The sequence below is a fragment of the Microbacterium algeriense genome (assembly GCF_008868005.1).
GTDB classification, from domain to species: Bacteria; Actinomycetota; Actinomycetes; order Actinomycetales; family Microbacteriaceae; genus Microbacterium; species Microbacterium algeriense.
The window spans coordinates 67078-92895 of the sequence record NZ_WAAO01000002.1; the positions used below are offsets into that span (position 1 = coordinate 67078).

Consider the following 25818-nt stretch of genomic DNA (forward strand, 5'->3'; position numbering starts at 1 on the left):
ATGAGGCGGGTCGAGCCGGTCCCGGCACGGGGATCCGGGACCGGCTCTGCCGCGGTCCTACTTGTTGACGGTGAAGCCCTGCGCGTTGCCGTACTCGACCAGCGCGTCCTGCCAGGACACGAGGCCCTCGTTCAGGTCGGTTCCGTTCTGGTACGACTGTCCGACGGTGTCACCGAAGATGCTGTTCGCGTACACCTGGTACGGCAGGTAGCTCCAGCCCTCGACCACGTCGTCCGCGGCGGCGGCCAGCACCTCGTTGATCTTCTGCCCACCGAAGTACTCCGGGGCCTCGGCGAGGAACTCGTCACTGGAAAGCTCGGCGGTCGTGGACGGGAAGCCGCCCGACTCGAGGAAGATCGAGATGCTCTCCTCGGAGTTGTTCAGCCACCACAGGAATCCGGCAGCCAGCTCCGGGTTCTTGCTCTGCTTGGTGACCGCCTGACCGCCGCCGCCGTTCTCCGCCGTCGCAGGGGAGCCGTCGTAGGTGGGCATCGGTGCCACGCGCCAGTCGCCGGAGCCGTCAGGGGCTCCCGAGATGAGGTTGCCGGGCATCCACGCGCCGATCACGAGGCTGGCGAGGCTGCCGTCGCCCAGGGCGCGGAACCACTCGTCGCTCCAGCTGCCGTAGGGGGCGAGCAGGTCGTCCTCGACGAGGCGGTTCCAGTTCTCGGTCCACTTCTTCGAGCCGTCGTCCTGCAGATCGATCGTGACGTCGGTGCCCGAGGTCTCGAACGGCTTGCCGCCGGCCTGCCAGATCATCGAGGTGGCGAAGCCCGCATCTCCCGTGTCGTTGGTGATGTAGGCATCCGGGTTCGCCGCGTGGATCGCCTTCGCGGCCTCGTAGTACTCGTCCCAGGTGGTGGGCACGGCGACGCCCGCGGCGTCGAACACGGTCTTGTTGTAGAACAGCGCCATGGGGCCCGAGTCCTGCGGCAGGCCGTAGATCGCATCGCCGTCGCTCACCGAGTTCCATGTCGAGGCGGTGTAGTCGTCCTCGAAATCGGCGAACCCGTACTGCGAAAGGTCGGTGAACGCATCCGTCAGAGCGAACTGCGGGAAGGCGTAGTACTCGATCTGCACGACGTCGGGGGCGCCGGAGCCCGCCTTGATCGCGTTCTGCAGCTTCGTGTACTCCTCGTTGTTCGTGCCGGCGTTCACGAGGTTCACGGTGACGTTCGGGTACTCCTTCTCGAAGGCCTCGACCTGAGCCTCAGCCGACGGCGTCCACGACCAGTACGTGATCTCGCCGCCCTTCTCGAGCGCGGCCTCGACGGAGTCGAACGAACCGGAGCCCGCGCTGCCGTCGGAGCCGGCGTCGCCACCGGTGCTGCATCCGGCCAGCGTCAGCGCTGCCACGGTGCCAGCGGCCAGCACCGCGAAGGTGCGCCGGGTCGATGAGGGAAGGTGCTTCATTGCTGTGTCCTTTCGGGAGGTGCGGCCCAGCGTCGGGTCGCGGGGGTGATGCAGAGGATGCGGGGAGTCACTGCTTGACGCTCCCCGCGGTGAGCCCTGACTGCCAGAAGCGCTGCAGCAGCAGGAAGGCGATGACGATCGGGACGATCGTGAGGAGCGAGCCCATGATCACGAGGTTGTAGATCGGCTGGGATCCGGCGCCGACGGCCTGGGCGCTCCACTGGTTCAGTCCGACGGTGAGCGGATACCAGGCGGGATCGGACAGCATGATCAGCGGCAGGAAGTAGTTGTTCCAGGTCGCCACGACCGTGAACAGCGCGACCGTCACGATGCCCGGGGCGAGCAGCCTCATCGAGATCGTGAAGAAGGTGCGGAACTCGCCGGCGCCGTCGATGCGCGCGGCCTCGAGCAGCTCCGTCGGCACGGATTCCGACGCGAACACCCAGATCAGATACAGGCCGAACGGGCTGATGAGCGAGGGGATGATGACGGCCCAGGGGGTGTTCGTCAGACCCAGCTCGCTGAACAGCAGGAACGTCGGCACGGCGAGGGCTGTGCCCGGCACCGCCACCGCGCCGAGGACGACGGCGAACACCGCGCGGCGTCCGGGGAACCGGAACTTCGCGAGGCCGTATCCGGCCATGGTGGCCAGCAGCGTGGCTCCTCCGGCGCCCACGACGACGTACAGCAGGGTGTTGCCGAGCCAGCGCAGGAAGATGCCGTCGCGGTAGGAGAACGTGGCCACGAGGTTGTCGAAGAAGGCGAAGTCGTCGGCGAACCACAGTCCGAACGAGCTGAACAGTCCCGCCTGCGTCTTGGTTGAGCTGAACAGCAGCCAGACCAGCGGGACGAGCGTGTACAGCGCGTACACGATCATCACGATCAGCAGCGTGTTCGACTTCCGCGGATTCATCGGGTCGTGGCGTCGGCGGGAGGGGCGGGCCAGGGGGAGTGCCATGTCAGCGCACCTCCGACTTCGAGCCGCGCAGCTGCACGACGTAGGCGATGACCGCGGTGATGACGCCCATGATGATGGCGATGGTCGCGGCGTAGTTGAACTGCTGGCCGGCGAACGACAGGTTGTAGGCGTACATGTTCGGGGTGAAGAACGTCGTGATCACGTTCGGGGCGAGCGGACGCAGGATGTTGGGCTCGTTGAAGAGCTGGAAGCTGCCGATGATCGAGAAGATGGTCGCGATCACCAGAGCCCCGCGGACGGACGGGATCTTGATCGAGAAGACGGTGCGCCATGCGCCGGCGCCGTCCAGCGACGCGGCCTCGTACATGTCGCTCGGGATCGTCTTGAGCGAGGAGTAGAAGATCAGCATGTTGTAGCCGACGAACTCCCACGTGACGATGTTGCCGATCGAGAGCAGCATCCACTCTTTCGCGAAGGGCGTGATCGCATCGACGCCGAGGAAGTCGTTGATGTTGCTCGTGAGGCCGAACTGGTCGCCGTAGATGTAGCCCCACATGAGAACGGCGACCACCGCGGGGACCGCGTAGGGCAGGAAGATCAGGATGCGGAAGAAGGACGCTCCGCGCAGGCGGGCGCTGTCGAGGGCGAGTGCGGCGCCGAGGGCGAGGATCAGCATGATCGGCACCTGCACGACCAGGAAGACGAGCACGCGGCCGAACGCCTCCCAGAACTGCGGGTCGGTGAGCGCGCGGGCGTAGTTGTCCAGGCCCACGAACGCGGTGCCGCCGATGAGCTTCTCCTGAAAGAGGCTCAGGTACAGGGCGTAGGCGAGCGGTGTCAGGAACACCAGGGCGAACACGACCATGAAGGGACCGACGAAGGCCCAACCCTTCCAGTCGCGGCGGTCGCGGCGTCGGGGGCCGAGGGCGCCCTGTGCTGCGGGGATATCAGTCGTCATCGACGAGTCCTTCTCACGTTGCGGGCGCTCCGTGCGCCGTGTGTCAACGTCAACATATGCGATGCGCTGGTAGTGTGTCAACGTCAACACATGAGGGGATGGGTGATCATGACCCCAGAGCATCCGACCGAGACGTCGCTTCGTCGCCGGGAACCCTCGATGGAAGACGTGGCCAGGGAAGCCGGGGTCTCCGGTCAGACGGTGTCGCGTGTCGTGAATGCCAGGGGATACGTGGGCGCCGCCACGCGCGAGCGCGTCGAGGCCGCGATGCAGCGCCTCGGGTATCGGCCGAACAGCGCCGCCCGGGCGCTGCGCTCAGGACGATTCCGCACCATCGGCGTCGTGATGTTCTCGTTCAGCTCCTACGGCAATCAGCGCACGCTCGACGCGATCGCGGTGCGCGCCGCGCAGCTCGGCTACGCCCTGACCCTCATCCCGGTCGAGTCCACCGCCGGCGAGACCGTGGCAGGAGCGTTCCGGCGTCTCGAGGAGCACGCGGTCGACGGCATCATCATCGTGATCGAGGCGCACCAGCTCGATGAGGCGGACATCGAGATCCCCGAGGCCCTCCCGGTCGTGTTCGTGGACTCGAACCGCGCGGAGACCCACCCGTTCGTCGACACCGATCAGGCCCAGGGGGCTCGGCTCGCGACCGAGCACCTCCTCGAACTCGGCCACGACACCGTCTGGCACGTCGCCGGCCCCGCACGCTCGTACTCCGCGGAGAGGCGTCGGGAAGCCTGGCAGCAGACCCTCGAGGCACACGGGCGTGAAGTGCCGGAGCCGCTGTCGGGGGACTGGACCGCCGCGTCGGGCTATGCCGCGGGCCGAGCGCTGCGCGAGCTCGACGACGTCACCGCCGTCTTCGTCGCGAACGACCAGATGGCGATCGGAGTGCTGCGGGCCTTCCGCGAAGTCGGGCGCGCGGTGCCGGAGGACGTCAGCATCGTCGGGTTCGACGGGCTGCCGGACGCCGCGCAGCTGTGGCCACCGCTCACGACCGTTCAGCAGCATCCTGAGCGCGTCGGCGCTCTCGCCGTGGACGCGCTGCTGGCCGAACTGGACGGCGCGGGACGACGGCAGACGCCCCTGGTCGCCACCGAGCTCATCGTGCGGGAGAGCACGGCAGCGCCGAAGGGCGGGCGCGGGATCAGCGCCAGATGACGGCGAGGCCTGCGTTCAGCAGCGCGAGGATGCCGATGAGCCAGAACACGGCGGGGGGCACCGCCGCACCGCGCTTCTGACGCGCGGAGCCGATGCCCAGCAGGGCGCCGATGATCAGCAGGACGACGAGCTTCACGCCGATCTTGACGTAGTTCAGGTCGTATTCGATGCCCCACGGAGCGGCCAGAGCGAGGCCGGCGACACCGGCGATCGCCAGACCGTAGTCCATGATCCTGGTGATCTGACGCTTGCCGCCGAACGCCTGTGCGGCCCACGCTCCGAAGAGCACGGCGAAGCCGATCAGGTGGATGAACACGACAATATGACGCAGGATCTCCATGTCCTCACCGTAGAAGTCGAGGGCTCTCCTGCGCTAGCAAGGGCAGGCTGACCTCAGCCGCGAAGCTCCCGGATCACGAGCGCCGTCCGCAGCGCGGCATCCGCGGCCTCGGCACCCTTGTCCTCCTTGGAGCCTTCCAGCCCCGCACGGTCGAGCCCCTGCTGCTCATCATCCAGAGTGAGCAGTCCGAAGCCGACCGGCTTGCCGGCGTCGAGCGAGACGCGCGTCAGGCCGTCGGTCGCGGCGGAGGACACGTACTCGAAGTGCGGAGTGCCGCCGCGGATGATGACGCCCAGCGCGACCACCGCGTCCGCTCCGCCGGCGAAGGCGGCCTGCGCGGCGACCGCGAGCTCGAACGAGCCCGGAACCCGCACGACGCGGGACGTGGCGTGCGCCTCGTCCAGCACGCGCTGCGCACCGGCGATCAGGCCGTCGGAGATCGTCTCATGCCATGTGCCCGCGATCACCACGACGTTCAGCCCGCGTCCGTCGATGCTGCCGGTATTCGGTGCTCCTGCGCCGCTCATTCCTCGTCCTTTCCGTGGGCGAGCGCCGCTGCGAGCTCCGCTTCGCCGATGATGTGACCCATCCGGTCACGCTTGGTCTCCAGATACTGGTGGTTGTTCGGGCCGACGCCCACGATCAGCGGCACCTGCTCGATCACGTCGAGACCGAGCTCGCGCAGCTGATTCACCTTGTCGGTGTTGTTCGTGAGCAGACGCACCTTCGTCACGCCGAGGTCGGCGAGGATCCCGGCCGCAGCGGCGTAGTCGCGCGCATCGGCCGGCAGTCCGAGTGCGAGGTTCGCGTCGACGGTGTCGAGCCCCTCCTCCTGCAGGCTGTATGCGCGCAGCTTGTTGATGAGGCCGATCCCTCGTCCTTCGTGTCCGCGCATGTAGATGACGATGCCGCCATCCTGTTCGATCGCGTCGAGCGCGGCGTCGAGCTGCGGGCCACACTCGCACTTCAGGGATCCGAAGGCCTCTCCGGTCAGGCACTCGGAGTGCACGCGCACGAGCGCCGTGTCTCCGGGTTCGCCGGACACGACGGCGATGTGATCCGTGCCGGTGACCCTGTCCTTGTAGGCGAGGAAGCGGAACACGCCGTGGTCGGTCGGAACCGTGGCGTCGGCGCGCAGGCTCACCCGACGGCCGCGGTGGGCGGACGGGGTCGCGCCGTCCGGGTCGATCTCGTTCAGGTGGGCGATGAGCTGCTCGATCGTGATGACCGGCACGCCGTCGCGGGCGCCGAGCTCGAGCAGTCCGGGAAGGCGCATCATGCTGCCGTCCTCGGCCACGACCTCGGCGATCGCGCCGACCGGTCGGAGTCCGGCGAGCTTCATCAGCTCGACCGCGGCCTCGGTGTGGCCGCTGCGCTCGCGCACACCGCCGTCCACGGCACGCAGGGGCAGCACGTGGCCGGGGCGGATGATGCTGGTGGCCGTCGACCCGGGGTCCGCGAGCACGTTGAGCGTGTGGGCGCGATCGTGGGCGCTGATGCCGGTCGTGACGCCCTCCGCCGCATCGACGCTCACGGTGTAGGCGGTGGAGCGGGCGTCCTCGCTGGCGGCCACCATGGGGGGCAGGTTCAACTGATCGGCGAGGTCGGTCGGCATCGGGGCGCAGATGAATCCCGAGGACCAGCGCACGGTCCAGGCCACCCATTCGGGCGTCGCGAGCTCGGCGGAGAGCACGACATCGCCCTCGTTCTCGCGGTTCTCGTCGTCGGCGACGAGGACGGGGCGCCCCGCGCGCAGCGCGTCCAGGGCTTCGGGGATCGTGGAAAGGCTCATCGCGAGCCTCCTTCCGGTGCGGCGCGGAACGCGAGCAGCCGCTCCACGTGACGCGCGAGGATGTCCGTCTCCAGGTTGACGCGGTCGCCGACGGCGCGGAGTCCCAGCGTGGTCGCGGCGAGCGTCTCCGGGATCAGGGAGACCTCGAACCAGTGTCCGTCCTGGGTCCCTGAGCCGTCCTGGGTCCCTGAGCCGTCCTGGGTCCCTGAGCTTGTCGAAGGGCTCACAGCGCTCACCGTCAGGGAGGTGCCGTCGACCGAGATGGACCCCTTGTCGACGACCAGGGGAGCGAGGTCGGCGGGAAGGCTGATGCGCAGCACGCTCCACTGGGCGCCGGGGCGCACCTCGAGCACGTCGCCTGTGCCATCGACGTGGCCCTGCACGATGTGTCCGCCCAGCCGCGCACCGACGGGCATCGCCTTCTCGATATTGACCCTGGTGCCGATCGTCGCGGAGCCGATCGCCGAGACGTCGAGCGTCTGCTTCATGACATCAGCGTCGAAGGTGTCGGCCGTCGAGCCCACCACCGTCAGGCACACGCCGGAGACCGCGATGGACTCTCCGTGCACGGCATCCGCCGCGGCCCGCGGCGCACGGACGGTGAGGCGCCAGCCGTCACCCGAGGGCGCGACCGCCGTGATCTCGCCCATCTCCTCGATGATTCCGGTGAACATCAGGCGGCTCCTTCGTTGTGCGATTCGTTCTCTTCCGCAGGGCGCGCGACCACGAGCAGGTCGTCGCCGAGCGGAACCCATCCGTCGACCGTCAGCCGACGCGCTGCGGCGATCGAGGGGACGCCGATATCGGTGAGGGCGAGGCGTTCACCTCCGAGCAGGACCGGCGCGATGTAAGCGAGCACCTGATCTGCGAGTCCTGCGGCGAGGAAGGCGCTGGCCAGCGTGGGGCCGCCTTCCACGAACAGGCGCTGGATGCCGCGACCGTGCAGATCGGCCATCACCGCTGCGAGGTCGTGCGTGTCGAAGAAGAGCGGGGGGTGCGGATGCCGATGCACAGCGGCGTCTTCCGGCGTCGAACGCGTCCCGATCACCACCGGCACGGGTTGGTGCGGGAGCAGTGTGTCGCCGTCGCGGGCGGTGAGCGCGGGGTCGTCGGCGAGAACGGTCCCGGTGCCGACCGCGATGGCGTCGGCCTCGGCACGGCGTCGGTGCACGTCGGCTCGGGCGACGGGACCGGTGATCCACTGGCTCGAACCGTCGGCGGCGGCGGCACGGCCGTCCAGACTCTGCGCCCACTTGACGGTGACGTGCGGGCGTCCGAGGCGCTGGGCCGTGAGCCAGCCCTCGATCAGTGCGCCAGCGGCGTCCGCCTGCTCGCCGGACTCCACCTCGACCCCGGCGGCGCGCAGCCGCTCGGCCCCGCCGCCCGACACGGCGCCCGGGTCGTCGAGGGCGTAGACGACGCGGGCGACGCCGGCCTCGATCAGCGCGACGGCGCAGGGACCGGTGCGCCCGGTGTGGTTGCAGGGCTCGAGCGTCACGACAGCGGTGGCACCGTGCGCCGCCCCCGGGGCCAGCTTCGACAGGGCGTCGACCTCCGCGTGCGGAGTGCCCGCACCGCGGTGCCAGCCCTCGGCCAGAACATCGCCGGTGGAGGAGAGGATGACCGCGCCGACCTGCGGGTTCGCTCCGCGCGGCCCCCGGGCGGCGAGCTCGAGCGCGCGACTCATCGCGGTGCGCTCTGCCGCATTCACTGCCATCCGTCGTCCTCCTCTGAGGCTCCGGGGTCGAGCGGGGATGGCGGAACGGACGCACGGATGCGTCTCGTGCTGCCTCCCTTCCGGACTAGCGAGGTCTCCCTCGCATCACCGTCGGTCCCGGAATTCCACCGGATCGGCATCCCGATCTCTCGAGACGCTCGCGGACTGTCACCGCCGGTTCGGATTCTCACCGACCCCGGAGCACGTTGTTGCTCTGAGTGTACTCAACGCGTCTGCGCAGATTTCATTCCAAGACATGGAACTGCGCCACGCCGGGCTGCCGGTCACTTGAGCAGGCGGGAGAGCCGGCGGTCCGCGAGGACCTTGCCGCCCGTCTGGCAGGTCGGGCAGTACTCGAGGGAGCGGTCGGCGAAGAACACGCTGCGGATCGTGTCCCCGCACACCGGGCAGGTCTCACCGCGGCGCGCATGCACCTGCATTCCGCGCCGTTTGGCGTCTTTGAGGTCAGCGGGCGGCTTGCCCGAGGCCGCCGCGACGGCATCGGTCAGGGTGGTGCGCATCGCGTCATACAGCCGCTCGACGTCGGCCCCGTCGAGGTTCCCGGCGATCGCGTACGGTGACATGCGCGCGGCATGCAGGATCTCGTCGGAGTATGCGTTGCCGATCCCGGCGATCACGGCCTGGTCGCGCAGCAGGCCCTTGATCTGCATCCGCCGATCGGTCAGCAGGGCCGAGAAGGCATCCAGGGTGAAGTCGGCGGCGAGCGGGTCGGGCCCGAGCCGGGCGATGCCGGGAACCTCCTGCGGGTCGCGGACGACGTAGACGGCGAGCGACTTCTTGGTGCCGGCCTCGGTCAGATCGAATCCGCTGCCGTCGTCGAGCGCCACCCGCAGCGCGATCGGCGACTTGCCCGGCTTGATGAGCGTCGTGGGCAGGGCGTCGTACCAGCGCAGCCAGCCCGCCTTGGCGAGGTGGAACACCAGATGCAGGTCGTCGCCGCAGGAGAGGACGAGGAACTTGCCCTGTCGCGTGGACGCCGTGATCGTCGCGCCGTACAGGGCCGTGTTCGGTGGGTCGTAGGTCTTCAGTGCCGCGATCGCGCCCACGTTCGTGCGCGTGATGGTTCGTCCGACCGCGCGCTCCGCGAGGAACGCAGCGAGTCCCTGGACCTCCGGCATCTCGGGCATGCAGCCATCCTGGCATCGAGGTCCGACGCTGTCACGCGACGCGAGGCGGACGCCTCCTCGTCAGAGCACGGGCCAGTCCACCGGGGCGCGGTCGTCGGAAGGGAGGAGACCGGCGATCCAGCCGTCGTCGCGGCCGCGCGGGCTGGTCAGGGCTTGGCGCAGAGTGCCCTCGAAGCGGAAGCCGAGCGTCCGTGCGGCCCGAGCCGAGGGGATGTTGCCGAGCACGGCCTGCCATCGGATGCGCGCGAGCCCGAGTTCCCCGAATCCCCAGTCGATCGCTGCGCGGGCGGCTTCGACGGTGTAGCCCTTCCCGCGCGCTTCCGCCGCTATCCAATAGCCCAGCTCGGCCTGACCCCCGGCGTCGTGCGGCGTGATGTGGTGCAGGCCGACCGTGCCGACCAGCACGCCGTCCGCGAACACGGCCCACACCGCCTGGCTGTCGCTCTCCCACCACTGTGCGACCAGCGAGACGAAGCCCTCGCCGTCGGCGCGGGTGTACGGACTCGGCACCGGCGTCCACCGCGGGATCTCGGGATCCTGGCACGCGGCGGTGATCGCATCCACGTCCGCCGCTGTCGGGGCGCGAAGCACGAGACGTTCCGTGGTGAGGACGACCGGTTGCATCCCTGCACTCTATTCGGACGGGCGGTCCGGCCGGAGTGTCGGCGGGCCGGACTAGTCTTGTCCGGTGACTGTTCCGGGGATTCTGCGCGCCTTGGAAGAGGCGTCTCTTTTTCGTGACGCCCTCGCCTGGGCGCAAACCGACGCCGACCTGGGGATGGTCGACGGGCTCGATGCGCCCACGCTCGCAGGGCTGCTGAACAAGCGCGCCGCCGCCGGACAGCCCGCGGCGGTCCTCGCGGTCGTCCCGACCGGGCGCCGCGCCGAGACGCTCGCGCTGGCCATGGGGGCGTACCTGCCCGACGCCGACGTCCTCACCTTCCCCGCGTGGGAGACGCTCCCGCACGAGCGGCTCAGCCCGAGTCCCGACACCGTGGGACAGCGGCTCCAGACGCTGCGCCGCATCGCCGAATGGGAGGGGGAGCACCCGCTCGTGGTCGTGGCCTCCGTGCGTGCGGCGCTCCAGCCCATCGCCGGCAACCTGGGCGAGATCGAGCCCCTCGAACTGACCGTCGGATCACGCGGCAACGAACTCGACCGGGTCGCGGAGCAGCTCGTGGAGCGCGCGTACTCCCGGGTCGACATGGTGTCGCGCCGTGGCGAGTTCGCCGTGCGCGGCGGCATCCTCGACGTGTTCCCTCCGACGTCGGAGCATCCGTTCCGCGTCGAGTTCTTCGGCGACGAGATCGACCAGATCCGGGCGTTCTCCGTCGCCGATCAGCGTTCGCTCCCCGGCGACGTGCCCGGTGTCGATCTGCCGCCGAGCCGCGAGCTCCTGCTGACCGCGGAGGTCCGTGACCGGGCGCGGGCGCTCATCGGAGGCTTCCCCGCGATCGCCGGGATGCTCGAGAAGATGGCCGAGGGCATCCCCGTCGAGGGCATGGAATCGCTGCTTCCGGCGGTCGCCGGACCCCTCAAGTCGCTGGTCGAGTATCTGCCGGAGGGCAGTGCGACCGCCGTGATCGACCCGGAGCGGTCGACGGCCCGCGCCATCACTCTCGGCGACACCAACCGGGAGTTCCTCGACGCGGCCTGGAGCGCCGCGACATCGGGTGCCTCCGCCCCGATCGATCTGGGCGCCGGAGACTTCCTCACGATCGCCGACCTCCGCGAGGTCGTGCACGACCGGGGCGGCGTCTGGTGGCGGCTCAGCCCGTTCGGCATCGGCGACGCCGACCCGGAGAGCATCGAGGCCTCCGCCGTCATCCCGTCCTTCCAGGGCAACGTCGACGGGGCGATCGCCTTCGTCGACGCCAAGGTCGCCGACGGCTGGCGTGTCGTCGTGATCGCGGCCGGCCACGGACTGGTCGACCGCGCACGCGACGTGCTCTCCGATCGGGGCATCGCCGCCCGCGTCGTCGAGTCGCTCGAGGATGCACCGGACATCGGGGTCGCGACGCTCGTGACCGGCTCGGTCGAGGCGGGCTTCCAGGTGCCGGAGGCGAAACTCGCCGTCCTCACCGACAACGAGTTCTACGGCCGCACGATCGGCGGCGACCAGCGCGTCGTCCGCAAGCTCGCTTCGCGGCGCAAGAACGTCGTCGACCCGCTGCAGCTGAAGCAGGGCGACTACGTCGTGCACGCCACGCACGGCATCGGCCGGTTCGTGGAGATGACGCAGCGCGAAGTCTCGACAGGCGGACGCAACGCCACCAAGTCGGTGCGCGACTACCTCGTGCTCGAGTACGCGCCGTCCAAGCGCGGGTATCCCGGCGACAAGCTCTTCGTCCCGACCGACCAGCTCGACGCCCTCTCCAAGTACGTCGGGGGCGAGGCGCCGACCCTGTCGAAGATGGGCGGCAGCGACTGGGCGCAGGCCAAGGGCAAGGCCCGCAAGGCCGTCCGCGACATCGCGGTCGAACTCGTCAAGCTGTACTCGGCGCGCATGAGCGCCAAGGGGCACGCGTTCGGTCCGGACACGCCCTGGCAGCGCGAGCTGGAAGAGGCGTTCCCGTTCGCGGAGACGCAGGACCAGCTGCAGACGATCGACGAGATCAAGGCCGACATGGAGCGGCCGATCCCGATGGACCGGCTGCTCTCCGGCGACGTGGGCTTCGGCAAGACCGAGGTCGCGGTGCGGGCCGCGTTCAAGGCGATCCAGGACGGCAAGCAGGTCGCGATGCTCGTGCCGACGACGCTCCTGGTCAAGCAGCACATGGAGACGTTCACGGAGCGCTTCGCCGGTTTCCCGGTGAAGGTGCGGGCGCTGTCGCGGTTCCAGACCGACAAGGAGGTCCGGCTGACGCTGCAGGGGCTCCTCGACGGCACGGTCGACATGGTGATCGGCACGCACCGCATCCTCACCGAGCAGGTCATCTTCAAGGACCTGGGCCTGATGATCATCGACGAGGAGCAGCGGTTCGGCGTCGAGCACAAGGATGCGCTCAAGAAGCTGAAGACCAACGTCGACATCCTCGCCATGAGCGCCACCCCCATCCCGCGCACGCTGGAGATGGCGGTCACCGGCATCCGCGAGATGTCGACCCTCGCGACGCCGCCGGAGGACCGGCATCCGATCCTCTCGTTCGTCGGACCCCGCAGCGACAAGCAGATCGCGGCCGCCATCCGCCGCGAGATCCTCCGCGAGGGGCAGGTGTTCTTCGTGCACAACCGCGTGCAGTCGATCCAGCGCATCGCGGCACAGCTGTCGGAGCTCGTACCCGAGGCGCGTGTCGCCGTCGCCCACGGGCAGATGGGGGAGCACCAGCTGGAGCAGGTCGTGGACGACTTCTGGGAGCGCAAGTTCGACGTGCTCGTGTCGACGACGATCATCGAGACCGGCCTCGACATCTCGAACGCGAACACCATCATCATCGACCGCGCGGACAAGTACGGCCTCAGCCAGCTGCATCAGCTGCGCGGGCGGGTCGGTCGCGGCCGGGAGCGCGCCTACGCGTACTTCCTCTACGACGAGATGAAGCCGCTGTCCGAGACCGCGGCCGACAGGCTGCAGACGATCGCGGTGAACAACGAGCTCGGCTCGGGCATGCAGGTCGCGCTGAAGGACCTCGAGCTGCGCGGGGCAGGCAACATGCTCGGCGCGGAGCAGGCGGGACACATCGCGGGCGTCGGCTTCGACCTGTACCTGCGCATGATCGGCGAGGCCGTTGCGACCTTCCGCGGCGAAGACGTCGAGACCGGGCAGGAGCTGCGGCTCGAACTGCCGCTGGACGCCCGGATCCCCGAGTACTACATCGACAGTGAGCGTCTGCGGCTCGAGGCCTACCAGAAGCTCTCCGCCGCGTCGGCCGCGACCGCGAAGGACGACGCGATCGACCTCGTGATCGAGGAGCTCGTCGACCGGTACGGCAGCCCGCCGGAAGAGGTCGAGGGGCTCGTCGCGATCGCGCGTCTTCGTCGTCGGGCGGCCAGAGCCGGACTCACCGACGTCGTCACGATGGGGTCGAACCTCCGGATCGCGCCCGCGCGCCTGGAGGACTCGATCAAGGTGCGTCTGCAGCGGCTGTATCCCAAGGCGAAGCTCGTCGCCGGGGGAGAGGCGCTCGTCGTGCCGATGCCGACCGTGCCGGCCGCGATCGGCGTGGGCGTGGAGCCCCTGCCCGACGCGGAGCTCCTGGAGTGGGTCGCCCAGCTCTTCACCGCGATCTTCCCCGACCCCCCCAAGCCCGAGTAACCCCCCCCGCCCCCCCCGAGCCCGACCCCGAGCCCGAGTATCAGTCCGCGTCGCGACTTCTTCGGCACAACTTCGGAGACCCGGGACGACACGCCGATGCCAGGCCGACACAGCGCGGCGTGTCGCCCTGGATCTCCGAAGTTGTGCAGGGGGTGGCGTGTCGCCCGCGATCTCCGAAGTCGTGCAGGGGCAGAGGGAGGGGGAGACGCGGGAGGGGCGGCGGGGACTAGTCTGGCGGCATGTTGTACGAGCACCTCGGGGCTCGGCCCCGCATCCACGACAGCGCTGTCATCGCCCCCACCGCCGTGATCTCCGGAGACGTGGAGGTCGGACCGGGGTGCCAGGTGCTGCACGGCGCCGTCATCACGGCTGAGGGCGGACCGATCACCCTCGGCGAGCACGTGATCGTGATGGAGAACGCGCTGATCCGCGCGACTGCGGCGAACGCGGTGCACATCGGTGCGCACACGCTCATCGGCACGCTCGCGAGCATCGCCGGCGCGACGGTGGGCGAGGAGGTGTTCTTCGCGTCGGGCGCCCGCGTCTTCAACGGGGCGCTGGTCGGGAACCGGTGCGAGGTACGGGTGAACGCGATCGTGCATCGCCGCGCCGTGCTTCCCGAGGGCACGGTGGTCCCGATCGGCTGGGTGGCCGTCGGAGACCCTGTGCAGCTGCTGTCACCGGATCGCGATGACGAGATCGCCGCCGCGCAGCCCGAACTCGACTTCCCCGGTCATGTGTTCGGGGTCGACCGCGACACCCCCGACCTGATGGTGCAGCTCACCGAGCGCTACGGCAGCTCGCTGGCCCGGCACGCCGACGATCGGGAGGTCGGTCTGTAGCGCGGACACGACGATGCCGGACGCCCCTGGACGCCCGGCATCGTGTCGTTCGGGTCAGATGACGCCCTGGGCGAGCATGGCCGCGGCGACGCGCTCGAAGCCCGCGATGTTGGCGCCCGCGACGTAGTCGCCGGGGACGCCGTGGCGCTCGGCGGCCTCGAAAGCGGCGCTGTGGATGTCGGACATGATCTCGCGGAGCTTGTTCTCGCTGTCGCCGAAGGTCCAGCGCTGACGCGACGCGTTCTGGCTCATCTCGAGCGCCGAGGTCGCGACACCGCCGGCGTTCGCGGCCTTGCCCGGGGCGAACAGCACGCCGGCCTTCTGGAAGGCCTCGACGGCCTCCGGCACGCAGGGCATGTTGGCGCCTTCGGACACGGCCCGCACGCCGTTCGCGATCAGAGCCTCCGCGTCGGCCAGGCTCACCTCGTTCTGGGTGGCGGACGGCACCGCGATGTCGACGGGCACCTCCCACACGCTGCCGCCCTCGACGAAGCGTGCGCTCGGACGACGGTTCGCGTACTCGACGATGCGGGCGCGCTCGACCTCCTTGAGCTGACGCAGCAGGTCGAGGTCGATGCCGGCGTCGTCGACGACGTATCCGGAGGAATCGGACGCGGTCACCGCGGTCGCGCCGAGCTGCGCGGCCTTCTGGATCGCGTAGATCGCCACATTGCCGGAGCCCGAGATGCCGACGCGCTTGCCCGCGAGGGAGTCGCCGTGCACGCCCAGCATCTCCTGTGCGAAGAACACCGCGCCGTAGCCGGTCGCCTCGGTGCGCACCTCGGCGCCGCCCCATCCGGTGCCCTTGCCGGTGAACATGCCCGACTCGTGGCGGTTGGTGACCTTGCGGTACTGGCCGAAGAGGTAGCCGATCTCCCGGCCCCCGACGCCGATGTCGCCCGCAGGGACGTCGGTGTGCTCGCCGAGGTGGCGGTACAGCTCGTTCATGAACGACTGGCAGAAGCGCATGACCTCGGCGTCGGACTTGCCGTGCGGGTCGAAGTCGGAGCCGCCCTTGCCGCCGCCGATGCCCTGGCCGGTGAGCGCGTTCTTGAAGATCTGCTCGAAGCCGAGGAACTTGATGATCGACAGGTTCACCGAGGGGTGGAAGCGCAGACCGCCCTTGTACGGACCGAGCACGGAGGAGAACTGGATGCGGTAGCCGCGGTTGACCTGCAGCTTCCCGGAATCGTCGATCCACGGCACGCGGAACAGGATCTGCCGCTCGGGCTCGACGAGACGTTCCAGGATGCCGCCGTCGATGTACTCCGGGTGGCGCTCGAGCACGGGGGCGATCGAGTGCAGCACCTCGTGGACGGCCTGGTGGAACTCCGGCTCGTACGGGCTGCGGGTCAGCACGGTGTCGAACACGGGCTGCACGGCGGGAGCGAGCGGGTGGAAGTCGGCAGTGGTCGGAGCGGTCACGCGGGAGCTTTCTGGGGTGGGGGATGGTGGTGCGGGCGATCGTGTCGCGTGAGGCTGCGCCGGATCGGCGGAGTTTTCACTCTAGCGGGGACCGGAGGGGGCGATTTCCCTCCGGCCGGCTCCCGATCATCCGGTGTTCTGCAGGCCGGCGGCGACGCCGCTGACGGAGAGCAGGAGCAGGCGCTGCTGCTCCGCGTCGGCACCGGATCCGGTGGGACCCTCGGGAGCCGATCGCAGGGCGCGCAGGGCACGCAGCTGCAGGAGGGAGAGGGCGTCGACGTAGGGGCTGCGCAGCTGCACGGCGCGCTGCAGGATCGGCTTGTTCTCCAGCAGGCCCTCGCCTCCCGTGAGACGGATCACCCAGCGCCGGGTGATGGCGAGTTCGTCGAGCACGAGCTGAGCGAGATCGTCGCGGTCGCCGAGGGCGAGGTACTGGCGGGCGATGCGCTCGTCGGTCTTCGCGAGGCTCATCGCGACGTTGTCGATCATGGTGCGCAGCAGCGGCCACTCGCGATAGGCCTCGGAGAGCATGTCCGCGTCGCCGACCGCGTCCAGCGCCGAGCCGAGCCCGAACCAGCCGGCGAGGTTGATGCGCGCCTGGGTCCAGGCGAACACCCACGGGATCGCCCGCAGGTCCTCCAGCGACTCCACCGACAGTCCGCGCCGGGCAGGACGGGACCCGAGGGCGAGCAGACCGATCTCCTCCATCGGCGTGACCGTGGCGAACCACGACGCGAACCCCTCGGCCTTCACGAGCGAGAAGAAGCGCTCCCGCGAGGCGGCGTCCATGGTCGCGGCCACCTCGGCGTAGCGTTCGGCGGCGCGGCTGGTGCGCTCCTCGACCGACGGCGAGGAGGCGAGCAGGGTCGCCGCGGCGACCTGGTCGATGTGCCGCATCGCGATGGCGGGCTCGCCGTAGCGGGCGAAGATGACCTCGCCCTGCTCGGTGAGCTTGAACCGGCCGTCGACCGAGTGCGGCGGCTGGGCGAGGATCGCGGAGTTCGCGGGACCGCCGCCGCGGCCGAGGGCGCCGCCGCGGCCGTGGAACAGGGTCAGCTCGATACCCGACTCCTGCGCCCAGCGGGCGATCTTCTCCTGCGCCTCGTACAGCGCCAGGTTCGCGGCCACGGGCCCGACGTCCTTCGAGGAGTCGGAGTAGCCCAGCATGACCTCGAGGCGGTTGCCGGTCGCGGCCATGCGCTCGCGGAACTGCGGGAATGTGACGACCTCGGCGAGGATGCCGGGCGCCGCCTGCAGGTCGGCGAACGTCTCGAACAGCGGCACCACGTCGAGCACCGGGGCATCGTCGCCGAGGGCGTAGCGGGCGAGACGGTGCACGTTGGCGAGGTCGGAGGCGGCCTGCGTGAAGGAGACGACGTAGCGCCCGGCTGCGCGCAGCCCGCGGTCGCGCTGGATGTCCGCGATGGCGCGGAACACCTCCAGCACCTCTTCGGTCTGCGCGCTGATGGCCTCGCCGGCATCGAGCTCGGCCAGTGCCTTCGCGTGCACCTGGGAGTGCTGACGCACCTCGAGCTCGGTGAGGTGGAAGCCGTAGGTCTCGACCTGCCAGATGAGGTGCTGCACACCGCCGAAGGCGTGGCGCTTCGCCCCCGCGGCCGCGAGCGACGCCTGCACGGCGCGGAGGTCCGCGAGCAGCTCCTCCGGGCGCGCGTAACCCTGCGCCCCATCGCCGTGCCTGGTGGCAGCGACGCGCCGCGCCAAGGTCAGCAGCACGCGACGGTGGGGCTCATCGGGGGAGCGCGTGGCGAGCTCGGCCGCGAGCTCGGGCTCCGCGGCGGCGTACCGATCCCACAGCGCGGTGACCTCCGCACTGGGCGGGGTGTCGTCCGCGGCGAGGGTGAGCGTCCGGCCGATGCGCTCCAGGGCCCGCTCGAGACCGCGCAGCACGTGGTCCGCGGCGATCTGGGAGGCCTCGCGGGTGACCGATGCCGTCACGAACGGGTTGCCGTCGCGGTCGCCGCCGACCCACGAGCCGATCCGCACGAACGCGGGGACGACCGGGGCGCTGGCGCCGGACTCCTCACCGCGAAGCGCGTCGTCGATGCGACGGTAGACGTGCGGCACGGTGGTGAAGAGGGTCTCGTCGAACACGCCCATCACCGTGCGGACCTCGTCCGTCGGGGAGGGCTTCTGCGAGCGCAGCGGAGCCGTGCGCCACAGCGTGTCGATCTCCTCCAGCATCCGGCGGCGCGCACGATGCTCCTCGGCACCCCCCGCGCTCGCCGCGTCGTGCTGCGTCAGCAACTCGGACAGGCGGCGGATGCTCGACGACACCGCACGCCGTCGCGCCTCTGTCGGGTGGGCCGTGAAGACGGGGTGGAAGCGGAGCCCCTCGAGGCGTCGGCGAGCCTCCGCGTCGCCCACCTCGGTGCGCAGCTGCGCGTACGCCCCGGCGACGGTGTCCGCCGCCTGGTTCTGGGTCCCTGAGCTCGTCGAAGGGGACCCCGCCTGGTTCTGGGTCCCTGAGCTTGCCGAAGGGGACCCCGCCTGGTTCTGGGTCCCTGAGCTCGTCGAAGGGGACTGCCCGGCGCGCTCGCGGAGCACTCGCACGCGCTGGTGCTCCTCGGCGAGGTTCACGAGGTGGAAGTAGCACGTGAAGGCCCTGGCGACCTCGTCGGCGCGAGCGATCGTGAAGGACTCGGCGATGGCGGCGGCCCGCTCGAACGCGTCGGAGGACTCGTCCTCGTACGCCTGGATGGTCGCCAGCCGGAGCCGCTCGACGTCTTCGAAGAGTCCGTCGCCGCCGGCTTCGCGCAGCACCTGGCCGAGGAGCGCGCCCAGCATCCGGACGTCGGAGCGCATCGCATCGGGGATGCCGCGGCCGGCTTCGAAGCGGCCGATCACGCGGATGGCCTCGGTGTTCGTGGGCTCGGAGAAGGAGTGTGCGGGGGTCACCCCTCGAGAGTATCCCTCGTCGCAGTGGTGCCCTGCACGCATGACGACACACGGCGATGCGACCCCGTGGCCGCACCGACGGCGGGGTGGGCCGCCGCGGCGCGACCTACGATGGAGGGGATGCGCATCTCACCGAACCCGCTCCGCGGGCAGCAGTTCCCCGCCGTCCTCCTGCTCGTCGCGGCCGGTCTCGGCCTCCTGTTCGCGAACCTCCCGACGCATGATGCGATCGCCGGCCTGTTGGACTTCCACATCGCGGTCCCCGGCACGTCCCTCGATCTGTCCGTCGCGCACTGGGTGTCCGACGGTCTGCTCGCGGTCTTCTTCCTCGTGGTCGCCATCGAGCTCCGCCATGAGCTCACCCACGGGGAGCTCGACTCGCCGCGCAAGGCCGTGCAGCCCGCCATCGCCGCGACTGGCGGCGTGCTGGTGCCGATCGCGGTCTACCTGCTCATCGCGGGGGACAGCGCGACCGTCTCGGGCTGGCCGATCCCGACCGCCACCGACATCGCCTTCGCCCTCGGCGTGCTGGCGATGTTCGGCCGCGGGCTCCCGTCTCGGGTGCGGGTGTTCCTGCTCGCCCTGGCGATCCTCGACGACATCATCGGCATCATCTTCATCGCCGTCCTCTTCGCCCATGACGTCCAGTGGCTCTTCTTCGGCCTCGCGATCGTCGGAGTCGCCGTCTTCTGGGCGCTCAGCCGGCTCCTGCACGCGAAGGGGCACCCGCTCATCGCGATCGCGATGGCCGTCGTGGGGATCGTCACGTGGGCGCTCGTCGCGTCCTCCGGCATCCATGCCACGATCGCCGGCGTGATGCTGGGACTGGTGATGGCACCCGTGCCGGCCGGTCGCACCCGACACGCCCTCGAGCCCACCGTGAACGGCGCGATCCTTCCGGTCTTCGCCTTCGTGGCGGCGTTCGTCGTGATCCCCGCCGTCTCGCCGACCCAGCTGTCACCGGCGTTCTGGGGCATCGTCGTCGCGCTGCCGGTCGGCAAGGTCATCGGCATCTCGCTGTTCGGCTGGCTCGCGATGCGGATCCGCCCGCGCGGCGCCGACCCCGCGCTGCCGTTCGCCGACATCCTCGCAGCCGGCGCGCTCGGCGGCATCGGCTTCACGGTGTCGCTGCTGCTGGCCAACCTCGCCTTCGCCGCTGACGCGGGCATCCGTGATCAGGCCATCCTGGGCGTGCTCGTCGGATCCCTGATCGCGCTCGCCGTGTCGGGTGTCTTCGTGTCGCTGCGGGCGCGCTGGTACCGTCGGGTCGCATCCGCGGCGTCGTGAGCGCGGCGTCCGGCTCCGGACCCATCCGAGGAGGAACGATGACCTCACTGCCCGAGATCCCCGGTGCTCCGGAGGACCCGCTCCGCACCGCGGCGGAGACGATGCGCGCGGTCAGGGAGCGCTGCGTCTGGTCGCAGCGCATCACCCACCGGGACCTCGTGCCGTATCTGATCGAGGAGTCGCACGAGGTGATCGACGCGGTCGAGACCGGCACGCGCGACGACCTCCGCGAGGAGCTGGGGGACCTGCTCTGGCAGGTGCTGTTCCACGCGGCGATCGCGGCGCAGGACACCGACGACCCGTTCGACATCGACGACGTCGCCCGCACCCTGACCGAGAAGATGGTGCGTCGGCACCCGCACGTGTTCGCCGGCGAGGTCGCGGAGACGCCGGAGGAGGTTCTGGTGCACTGGAACGCCGCGAAGGCCGCGGAGAAGCGCACGCGCACCAGTGTCCTCGACGGCGTGCCGCCGGGGATGCCGGCCCTCGCCCGCGCCCAGAAGCTCACCGGCCGTGCGGCGGGGGCAGGTGTCACGGTCGCGCCCGCGAGCACCGCTGCGGCTCCCGCATCCGAGGCCGAGCTCGGTGACGCGCTGCTCTCCCTCGTGGCCACCGCGCGCGCCGAGGGGTGGGATGCCGAACGCGCCCTGCGTGAACGGCTCCGCGCGCTCGAGGACGACGTGCGGGCCGCGGAAGCCGCGTCCTGACCGGTCGGCACGTCCGCGTCGGCAGACCTGGGAAGATGGAACCGTGGCTACCGTGAACCCGCCGCGCGGCATGCGCGACATCCTCCCCGCCGACAAGGCCCGCCGTGAGCGCGTGCTCTCCGTCATCCGCGACCGCTACCTGGCGCACGGGTTCGACGAGATCGAGACGCCGGTCGTCGAGGACTACGACCGGCTGCATGCCGGGATCGGCGGCGACAATGAGAAGCTCTCCTACAACATCCTGCGCCGCGGCCTCGACGCCGACGCGATCAGAGCGGCGGCCGACGACCCGGCCGCTCTCTCGGACCTCGGGCTCCGCTACGACCTGACCGTCCCGCTCGCCCGGTTCTATGCCAGCAACCGCGGCCAGCTCCCCTCGGTGTTCCGCTCGATCCAGATCGGCCCGGTGTGGCGCGCCGAACGCCCGCAGAAGGGCCGCTACCGCCAGTTCGTGCAGTGCGACATCGACATCATGGGCGACGACTCCGCGCGCGCCGAGGCCGAACTGATGGTGGCTTCGCTCGACGCCGTCGACGCGCTCGGGCTCGAGGGCGCGACCGTCCGCATCAACGACCGCCGGATCCTGGACTGGATGCTCGACAGCTTCGGGTTCACCGACGCCGAGCGCCCCGGCGTGCTGATCACGATCGACAAGCTCGACAAGATCGGACCGGAGGGGGTCGCGGCGGAGCTTCGCGAACGGAGCGCGTCCCCGGCGGCGGCCGACGCGTTCGAGGCCTTCCTCCGTCGCCCGCAGACGATGGAGTACCATCCGTTCGGCGAACGCCAGATCCGCAAGGCGCTGCCGGAGGGGGCTCCGGCCGAGCTCGTCGAGCATCTGGTCGGCATCGGCGAGGCCGTCGCGGTCGGTCGCGGGCAGTCCGACATCCCGCTGGTGTTCGACCCGTTCCTCGTGCGCGGCATGGGCTACTACACGGGCACGATCTTCGAGCTCGCGCACCCCTCCGTCGGCTACTCGCTCGGCGGAGGCGGCCGCTACGACGGGATGATCGGCCGTTTCCTCGGGCAGCAGGTCCCCGCGGTGGGCTTCTCCCTCGGCTTCGAGCGCCTCGTCGACCTCGTGACCGAGACCGCCGACGCCACGGCGCAGGCGGTCGTGCTCATCCATGACGCGGATGTCCCTGTCGCGGAGCTCATCCGCCACAAGGCCGCACTCATCGCGGACGGCGCCCGCGTGCGACTGGAGCGGCGCACCAAGAACCTCAAGGCGCTGCTGGAGCGCTCCGCCGCCGACGGCTACACCGCCTTCGCGACCGTCACCGCCGGCGGCGACCTGGAGCTCAAGCCCCTCTCCTGACCCCGGCTCCGTCACCCGCCCTTCGAACCCGGGACGGATGTCGGACCGAAGGACGGCTGTCGGACCGGATGCCGTGTTCCGGTCCGACATCCCTGCATCCGTCCGACAGGTGTGCGGCTGAGCGTCGGGCCGCCGGGGAGGGCCGCCGGGGAGGTGCGGCGGGCGTTCACCCGGAGTTCACGGGCGGGGGATGGGATGAGGATGTGAGCCGCATCCGCCTCGTGATCGCCGTCGGGACGGCCGTCGGCGTCGCTGTCGCCGTGTTCCGCCTCGCCTTGACGCAGCAGGCCGCCCTTGCCCGGCGTCGGATCGGGAAGCCGCTGGGCGAGCGGTCGCTGGATGCGGATCGGGTCTGGCGACCGCGCCTCGAGGGGGAACCGCTGCAACTGGTGCTGCTCGGAGACTCGCTCGCCGCCGGCCTCGGGGCCGAGCACCGCAAGGAGACCCTCGGCGGGAGACTCGCCAAGGCGACGGCGCGGCGACTGCAGCGGCCCGTCCGCCTGCGCACCCTCGCGGTCGTCGGCTCCGAGTCGCCCGACCTCCCCGCCCAGCTCGCCGCCCTCGAGCCGGACTGCCGGCCGGACGTGGCGGTCATCGTGGTCGGCGGCAATGACGTGACGCATCGGCTTCCCGTGGCGCTGTCGGCCCAGCACCTGCAGGAGACGATCCGCAGGCTGCGAGCGCGAGGCGCCGAGGTCGTGGTCGGCACCTGTCCCGACCTCGGCGCTCTGCGCGCGGTGCCGCAGCCCCTGCGCCGGATCGCCTCCAGCCTGTCCAGACGGCTCGCGGACGTGCAGGCCGAGACCGCCAGGCACGCGGGGGCGGAGCCGGTGGATCTGCGCCGCGCGGTCGGGCCGATGTTCTTCGACGAGCCGGAGGCGATGTTCAGCCTCGACCGCTTCCACCCGAGCGCGCTCGGCTACCGTCGCACCGCCGAGGCCCTGCTTCCCGCCGTGTGCCGGGCGGCGGAGGCTGCTGTCAGCTCGCGTCGTCCGCCGGAGCCGCGCTGAACGACGCCGCCCACTCCGCCACCCGGCGGCTGCTCTCCTCTTCGGAGATGTCCTCGACCCTGGTCATGATCGACCACCGCACGCCGAACGGATCGCGGATGCTGGCGAAGCGGTCGCCCGAGACGAACGGTGCCGGAGCCTCGCGCACGGTGGCCCCCGCGGCGACCGCCTTCTCGACCACGGCGTCGACGTCCGAGACGTACAGGCCCATCGAGTAGCAGTCGTCGTCGCCTCCGGGAGCGGGCACCAGGTGGTACTCCGGATTCGGCTCGCCGAGCTGGAGGAGACCGAGCCCGAAGTCGAGGTCGGCGTGCGCCACGACGCCCTCGAACTCGGTGACGTCGACGACGCGGGCGCCGAGCACGTCCCGGTAGAAGGCGATCGCGCTCTTGGCATCCGGGATGGCCAGGAAGGGCGTGAGGGAGGTGGCGCCGTTGGGGCGTCCGTCGGTGGTGTACGTGCCGGTCGCACCGGTCGTGGGAGTGTCGTGGGTCATGCCGCCACGCTAAGCGGCCCGCGGGCTCCGCCGCTTGAACTTGCGCGACAGGCTCCGCATGTCCGTCCCGGCGCCTACGCTGGGCGCATGGTGAACCCGACCGGCGGCGTGCTGTATCCCGCCCGCCTGCCGCAGTTCCACCGGCTGCCACCGCCGGCGGAGGCCGCGGAGCTGGTCGCGTGGTTCTGGATCCCGGAGTGGGACATCGCCCCCGGTCGTTCGTCGCGCCAGGAGGTGGTCTCCTTTCCCGCGCTCAACCTCGTGGTGGACCCGCATGCCGTGACGCTGTCCGGCGCGACGACGCGCGCGTCCCATCGCGATCTGCGCGGGAGCGGCTGGGCCGTGGGCGCGCTGCTGCGTCCTGCAGCGGTCGCGGCGCTGATCGACGATCCCGCGTCGCTGGTCGACGCCGAGCGCGTCCTCGACGAGCGGTTCGGCGACGTCGCCGGTCTCCGCGAGCGGGTCGTCGGGGCGATGGGCACGGGGCAGGGCCATCGGGAGCGTGCGGTCGCGGAGTTCGCCCGCTGGCTCGCCGCGCGTGCGGGTGCCGTGGACGACTCGTCGCGTCAGGCGAATGCGCTGATGGACGCGCTGATGGGCGATGACGCCGCCCTCACACCGGAGGAGGCGGCGACGCGACTCGCCGTATCGGTGCGCACACTGCAGCGGATGACGCATCGTCACGTGGGTCTCTCGCCCGCGGCGATGATCCGCAGACGGCGTCTGCAGGAGGCGGCGCGGCGCGTGCGGGAGGAGCCGGGCACGGACCTCGCCTCGCTCGCCGCGGAGCTCGGCTACGCGGACCACGCGCATCTGACCCGCGACTTCCGGGCCGTGCTGGGCGTGGCTCCGCGGGTCTACCGCTCGGAGGCGGCGGACTGATCGTCGGCGCGGGCCCGGCGCAGACGCAGCAGTCGATATCCGACGCCGACCAGCACGACGACCATCCCGATCAGCGAGGCCAGGACGGGGAGCGTGCTCACGAGCACCAGGCACCCGAGCGCGCCGACCACCTGCAGGGCGCGGGGGTAGCGCCGCGCGGGCCCCGTCTGCCGGAAGGCGGAGGCGTTCGCGATCAGGTAGTACAGGAGCACGCCGAACGACGAGAACCCGATCGCACCGCGCAGGTCGGCGGCGAGCACGATGACGATCACGATGACGGCGATCGCGATCTCGGCGCGCTGCGGCACCTGGTGGCGCGCATCCACCTTCGCGAGGAAGCGGGGGACGTCGCTCTCCCTAGCCATCGCCAGGGTCGTCCGGCCGATACCGGTCAGCAGGGCCAGCAGGGCGCCCAGCGACGCGGTGGCGGCGGCGATCCGGACGAGGGGACCGAGCTGGGGCCACCCCGCGCGCTCCAGCAGATCGACGAGCGGCGCGGCGGATCCGACGGCGTCGGCTCCGAGCACGAGCACGACGGCCGTGCCGACGACGGCGTACACGACCACCGCACCGCCGAGGGCGAGCACGATCGCCCGGGGGATGGTGCGCGCGGGATCGACCACCTCCTCGCCCATGGTGGCGATGCGGGCGTAGCCGGCGAAAGCGAAGAACAGCAGCCCTGCCCCCTGGAGCACGCCGTAGACGGTCGCGTCCGGAAGAGGCGGCGCTCCGGCAGGAACGGCCGTGAGCCCGAAGCCGACGGCCACCGCGAGTCCGAGGAGCGAGCACACGACGAGGATGCGCGTCAGCAGCGCGGTGCGCGTCACGCCGAAGCAGTTCACCACGGCGAGGGCGGCGACCGCGGCGACCGCGACCGGCACCTGCCACCCGGCGGGCGCGGCGTAGGCGGCGAAGGTCATCGCCATGGCCGCGCAACTCGCGATCTTTCCGATCACGAAGCTCCATCCGGCGACGAAGCCCCACCACGGGCCGATCTCGGCTCTGGCGTAGGCGTACGTGCCGCCGGCCACCGGATGCACCGCGGCGAGCTGAGCGGACGAGGTCGCATTGCAGTACGCGACGACGGCGGCGATCGCGAGCGCGATCAGGACGCCGCTGCCGGCCACGCCGATCGCGGGGGCCCAGACGGCGAAGACGCCGGCGCCGATCATGGAGCCGAGGCCGATCGCGACGGCGTCGACGAGACTCAGGCGGCGGGCGAGGGGCAT

Annotated in this window: 22 protein-coding genes and 1 riboswitch; of the genes, 8 read left to right on the forward strand and 14 right to left on the reverse strand. The window is 70.6% G+C overall.

The features are described from left to right. Window positions 1-57 precede the first annotated feature (57 nt). The 3 genes from F6A08_RS07920 to F6A08_RS07930 form a co-directional block, all read right to left on the reverse strand. Window positions 58-1413 (reverse strand): ABC transporter substrate-binding protein, encoded by a 1356-nt coding sequence (locus tag F6A08_RS07920; RefSeq protein WP_017203986.1) that lies wholly within the window; start codon window positions 1411-1413, stop codon window positions 58-60. A gap of 67 nt (window positions 1414-1480) precedes the next feature. Next, window positions 1481-2326 carry a carbohydrate ABC transporter permease gene (locus F6A08_RS07925; protein ID WP_017203985.1) on the reverse strand — a complete coding sequence of 282 codons (846 nt, stop codon included), beginning with the start codon at window positions 2324-2326 and terminating at the stop codon, window positions 1481-1483. Between the two features lie 46 nt (window positions 2327-2372). After that, the gene (locus F6A08_RS07930) at window positions 2373-3290 is read right to left on the reverse strand and encodes a carbohydrate ABC transporter permease (RefSeq protein ID WP_124895105.1); all 918 of its coding nucleotides are present in this window, start codon (window positions 3288-3290) and stop codon (window positions 2373-2375) included. Between the two features lie 159 nt (window positions 3291-3449). Between F6A08_RS07930 and F6A08_RS07935 the strand changes: the two genes are divergently transcribed. Then, entirely contained in the window at window positions 3450-4454 is a 1005-nt protein-coding gene (locus F6A08_RS07935; protein WP_017203983.1) for a LacI family DNA-binding transcriptional regulator, read from the forward strand. Here F6A08_RS07935 and F6A08_RS07940 read toward each other — a convergent pair. The 7 genes from F6A08_RS07940 to F6A08_RS07970 all read right to left on the reverse strand — a co-directional run bounded on the left by F6A08_RS07940 (window position 4441) and on the right by F6A08_RS07970 (window position 10075). Further along, window positions 4441-4794 carry a hypothetical protein gene (locus F6A08_RS07940; protein ID WP_017203982.1) on the reverse strand — a complete coding sequence of 118 codons (354 nt, stop codon included), beginning with the start codon at window positions 4792-4794 and terminating at the stop codon, window positions 4441-4443. The two genes, F6A08_RS07935 and F6A08_RS07940, sit on opposite strands and share 14 nt — an antisense overlap. A gap of 53 nt (window positions 4795-4847) precedes the next feature. Further along, the gene (ribH, locus tag F6A08_RS07945; RefSeq protein WP_151459180.1) at window positions 4848-5321 is read right to left on the reverse strand and encodes a 6,7-dimethyl-8-ribityllumazine synthase; all 474 of its coding nucleotides are present in this window, start codon (window positions 5319-5321) and stop codon (window positions 4848-4850) included. After that, a complete protein-coding gene (locus F6A08_RS07950) occupies window positions 5318-6586 on the reverse strand; it encodes a bifunctional 3,4-dihydroxy-2-butanone-4-phosphate synthase/GTP cyclohydrolase II (protein WP_017203980.1) in 1269 nt (422 codons plus the stop codon). Before F6A08_RS07950 ends, ribH begins: the two co-directional genes overlap by 4 nt. Then, window positions 6583-7260: a riboflavin synthase gene (locus tag F6A08_RS07955; protein WP_151459181.1), complete on the reverse strand. Its 678-nt coding sequence runs from the start codon at window positions 7258-7260 to the stop codon at window positions 6583-6585. The genes F6A08_RS07950 and F6A08_RS07955 overlap by 4 nt, the downstream gene beginning before the upstream one ends. Beyond that, on the reverse strand, window positions 7260-8303 hold the full coding sequence (gene ribD, locus F6A08_RS07960) for a bifunctional diaminohydroxyphosphoribosylaminopyrimidine deaminase/5-amino-6-(5-phosphoribosylamino)uracil reductase RibD (RefSeq protein WP_151459182.1): 1044 nt from the start codon (window positions 8301-8303) through the stop codon (window positions 7260-7262). Before ribD ends, F6A08_RS07955 begins: the two co-directional genes overlap by 1 nt. Before the next feature lie 63 nt (window positions 8304-8366). Then, window positions 8367-8511: riboswitch (FMN riboswitch) on the reverse strand. A gap of 76 nt (window positions 8512-8587) precedes the next feature. Beyond that, a complete protein-coding gene (locus F6A08_RS07965; protein WP_151459183.1) occupies window positions 8588-9451 on the reverse strand; it encodes an Fpg/Nei family DNA glycosylase in 864 nt (287 codons plus the stop codon). 60 nt (window positions 9452-9511) lie between these two features. Next, window positions 9512-10075, reverse strand: coding sequence for a GNAT family N-acetyltransferase (locus F6A08_RS07970; protein WP_151459184.1), 564 nt, complete (start codon window positions 10073-10075; stop codon window positions 9512-9514). A gap of 64 nt (window positions 10076-10139) precedes the next feature. Between F6A08_RS07970 and mfd the strand changes: the two genes are divergently transcribed. Together mfd and F6A08_RS07980 are read left to right on the forward strand one after the other, a co-directional pair. Beyond that, on the forward strand, window positions 10140-13706 hold the full coding sequence (mfd, locus tag F6A08_RS07975) for a transcription-repair coupling factor (protein WP_151459185.1): 3567 nt from the start codon (window positions 10140-10142) through the stop codon (window positions 13704-13706). A gap of 239 nt (window positions 13707-13945) precedes the next feature. After that, the gene (locus F6A08_RS07980; protein WP_124895110.1) at window positions 13946-14548 is read left to right on the forward strand and encodes a gamma carbonic anhydrase family protein; all 603 of its coding nucleotides are present in this window, start codon (window positions 13946-13948) and stop codon (window positions 14546-14548) included. Window positions 14549-14602: 54 nt separating this feature from the next. Here F6A08_RS07980 and gdhA read toward each other — a convergent pair whose 3' ends face one another. Next, window positions 14603-15973, reverse strand: a complete 1371-nt coding sequence (gdhA, locus tag F6A08_RS07985; protein WP_017203973.1) for an NADP-specific glutamate dehydrogenase — start codon at window positions 15971-15973, stop codon at window positions 14603-14605. A gap of 126 nt (window positions 15974-16099) precedes the next feature. Further along, the gene (locus F6A08_RS07990; RefSeq protein WP_151459186.1) at window positions 16100-18889 is read right to left on the reverse strand and encodes a phosphoenolpyruvate carboxylase; all 2790 of its coding nucleotides are present in this window, start codon (window positions 18887-18889) and stop codon (window positions 16100-16102) included. A 120-nt stretch (window positions 18890-19009) separates the two neighbouring features. Here F6A08_RS07990 and F6A08_RS07995 point away from each other — a divergent pair, with 120 nt between their 5' ends. From F6A08_RS07995 to F6A08_RS08010, 4 genes are all read left to right on the forward strand, one after another. Further along, the gene (locus F6A08_RS07995; RefSeq protein WP_017203971.1) at window positions 19010-20176 is read left to right on the forward strand and encodes a Na+/H+ antiporter NhaA; all 1167 of its coding nucleotides are present in this window, start codon (window positions 19010-19012) and stop codon (window positions 20174-20176) included. 38 nt (window positions 20177-20214) lie between these two features. Continuing rightward, a complete protein-coding gene (locus F6A08_RS08000; protein ID WP_017203970.1) occupies window positions 20215-20883 on the forward strand; it encodes a nucleoside triphosphate pyrophosphohydrolase in 669 nt (222 codons plus the stop codon). A 70-nt stretch (window positions 20884-20953) separates the two neighbouring features. After that, window positions 20954-22201 (forward strand): histidine--tRNA ligase, encoded by a 1248-nt coding sequence (gene hisS / locus F6A08_RS08005; RefSeq protein WP_225855832.1) that lies wholly within the window; start codon window positions 20954-20956, stop codon window positions 22199-22201. 203 nt (window positions 22202-22404) lie between these two features. Then, complete coding sequence (locus F6A08_RS08010) at window positions 22405-23211, forward strand: SGNH/GDSL hydrolase family protein (protein ID WP_151459187.1); 807 nt, start codon at window positions 22405-22407, stop codon at window positions 23209-23211. Here the strand turns inward: F6A08_RS08010 and F6A08_RS08015 are convergent. Continuing rightward, window positions 23180-23707: a VOC family protein gene (locus F6A08_RS08015; protein ID WP_017203967.1), complete on the reverse strand. Its 528-nt coding sequence runs from the start codon at window positions 23705-23707 to the stop codon at window positions 23180-23182. The genes F6A08_RS08010 and F6A08_RS08015 overlap by 32 nt on opposite strands. Before the next feature lie 87 nt (window positions 23708-23794). Between F6A08_RS08015 and F6A08_RS08020 the strand changes: the two genes are divergently transcribed. After that, window positions 23795-24589 (forward strand): AraC family transcriptional regulator, encoded by a 795-nt coding sequence (locus tag F6A08_RS08020; protein ID WP_151459188.1) that lies wholly within the window; start codon window positions 23795-23797, stop codon window positions 24587-24589. On the opposite strand, the gene F6A08_RS08025 is transcribed toward F6A08_RS08020, so the two are convergent. Then, window positions 24565-25818, reverse strand: a complete 1254-nt coding sequence (locus F6A08_RS08025) for an APC family permease (RefSeq protein WP_151459189.1) — start codon at window positions 25816-25818, stop codon at window positions 24565-24567. The genes F6A08_RS08020 and F6A08_RS08025 overlap by 25 nt on opposite strands.

What these genes read in the sequence shown, in the direction of transcription:
- F6A08_RS07920 (WP_017203986.1), bottom strand. Translation starts at nt 1,413, where the DNA reads ATGAAGCACCTTCCCTCATCGACCCGGCGCACCTTCGCGGTGCTGGCC.
- F6A08_RS07925 (WP_017203985.1), bottom strand. Translation starts at nt 2,326, where the DNA reads ATGAATCCGCGGAAGTCGAACACGCTGCTGATCGTGATGATCGTGTAC.
- F6A08_RS07930 (WP_124895105.1), bottom strand. Translation starts at nt 3,290, where the DNA reads ATGACGACTGATATCCCCGCAGCACAGGGCGCCCTCGGCCCCCGACGC.
- F6A08_RS07935 (WP_017203983.1), top strand. Translation starts at nt 3,450, where the DNA reads ATGGAAGACGTGGCCAGGGAAGCCGGGGTCTCCGGTCAGACGGTGTCG.
- F6A08_RS07940 (WP_017203982.1), bottom strand. Translation starts at nt 4,794, where the DNA reads ATGGAGATCCTGCGTCATATTGTCGTGTTCATCCACCTGATCGGCTTC.
- ribH (WP_151459180.1), bottom strand. Translation starts at nt 5,321, where the DNA reads ATGAGCGGCGCAGGAGCACCGAATACCGGCAGCATCGACGGACGCGGG.
- F6A08_RS07950 (WP_017203980.1), bottom strand. Translation starts at nt 6,586, where the DNA reads ATGAGCCTTTCCACGATCCCCGAAGCCCTGGACGCGCTGCGCGCGGGG.
- F6A08_RS07955 (WP_151459181.1), bottom strand. Translation starts at nt 7,260, where the DNA reads ATGTTCACCGGAATCATCGAGGAGATGGGCGAGATCACGGCGGTCGCG.
- ribD (WP_151459182.1), bottom strand. Translation starts at nt 8,303, where the DNA reads ATGGCAGTGAATGCGGCAGAGCGCACCGCGATGAGTCGCGCGCTCGAG.
- F6A08_RS07965 (WP_151459183.1), bottom strand. Translation starts at nt 9,451, where the DNA reads ATGCCCGAGATGCCGGAGGTCCAGGGACTCGCTGCGTTCCTCGCGGAG.
- F6A08_RS07970 (WP_151459184.1), bottom strand. Translation starts at nt 10,075, where the DNA reads ATGCAACCGGTCGTCCTCACCACGGAACGTCTCGTGCTTCGCGCCCCG.
- F6A08_RS07980 (WP_124895110.1), top strand. Translation starts at nt 13,946, where the DNA reads ATGTTGTACGAGCACCTCGGGGCTCGGCCCCGCATCCACGACAGCGCT.
- F6A08_RS07995 (WP_017203971.1), top strand. Translation starts at nt 19,010, where the DNA reads ATGCGCATCTCACCGAACCCGCTCCGCGGGCAGCAGTTCCCCGCCGTC.
- F6A08_RS08000 (WP_017203970.1), top strand. Translation starts at nt 20,215, where the DNA reads ATGACCTCACTGCCCGAGATCCCCGGTGCTCCGGAGGACCCGCTCCGC.
- hisS (WP_225855832.1), top strand. Translation starts at nt 20,954, where the DNA reads ATGCGCGACATCCTCCCCGCCGACAAGGCCCGCCGTGAGCGCGTGCTC.
- F6A08_RS08015 (WP_017203967.1), bottom strand. Translation starts at nt 23,707, where the DNA reads ATGACCCACGACACTCCCACGACCGGTGCGACCGGCACGTACACCACC.
- F6A08_RS08020 (WP_151459188.1), top strand. Translation starts at nt 23,795, where the DNA reads ATGGTGAACCCGACCGGCGGCGTGCTGTATCCCGCCCGCCTGCCGCAG.
- F6A08_RS08025 (WP_151459189.1), bottom strand. Translation starts at nt 25,818, where the DNA reads ATGCCCCTCGCCCGCCGCCTGAGTCTCGTCGACGCCGTCGCGATCGGC.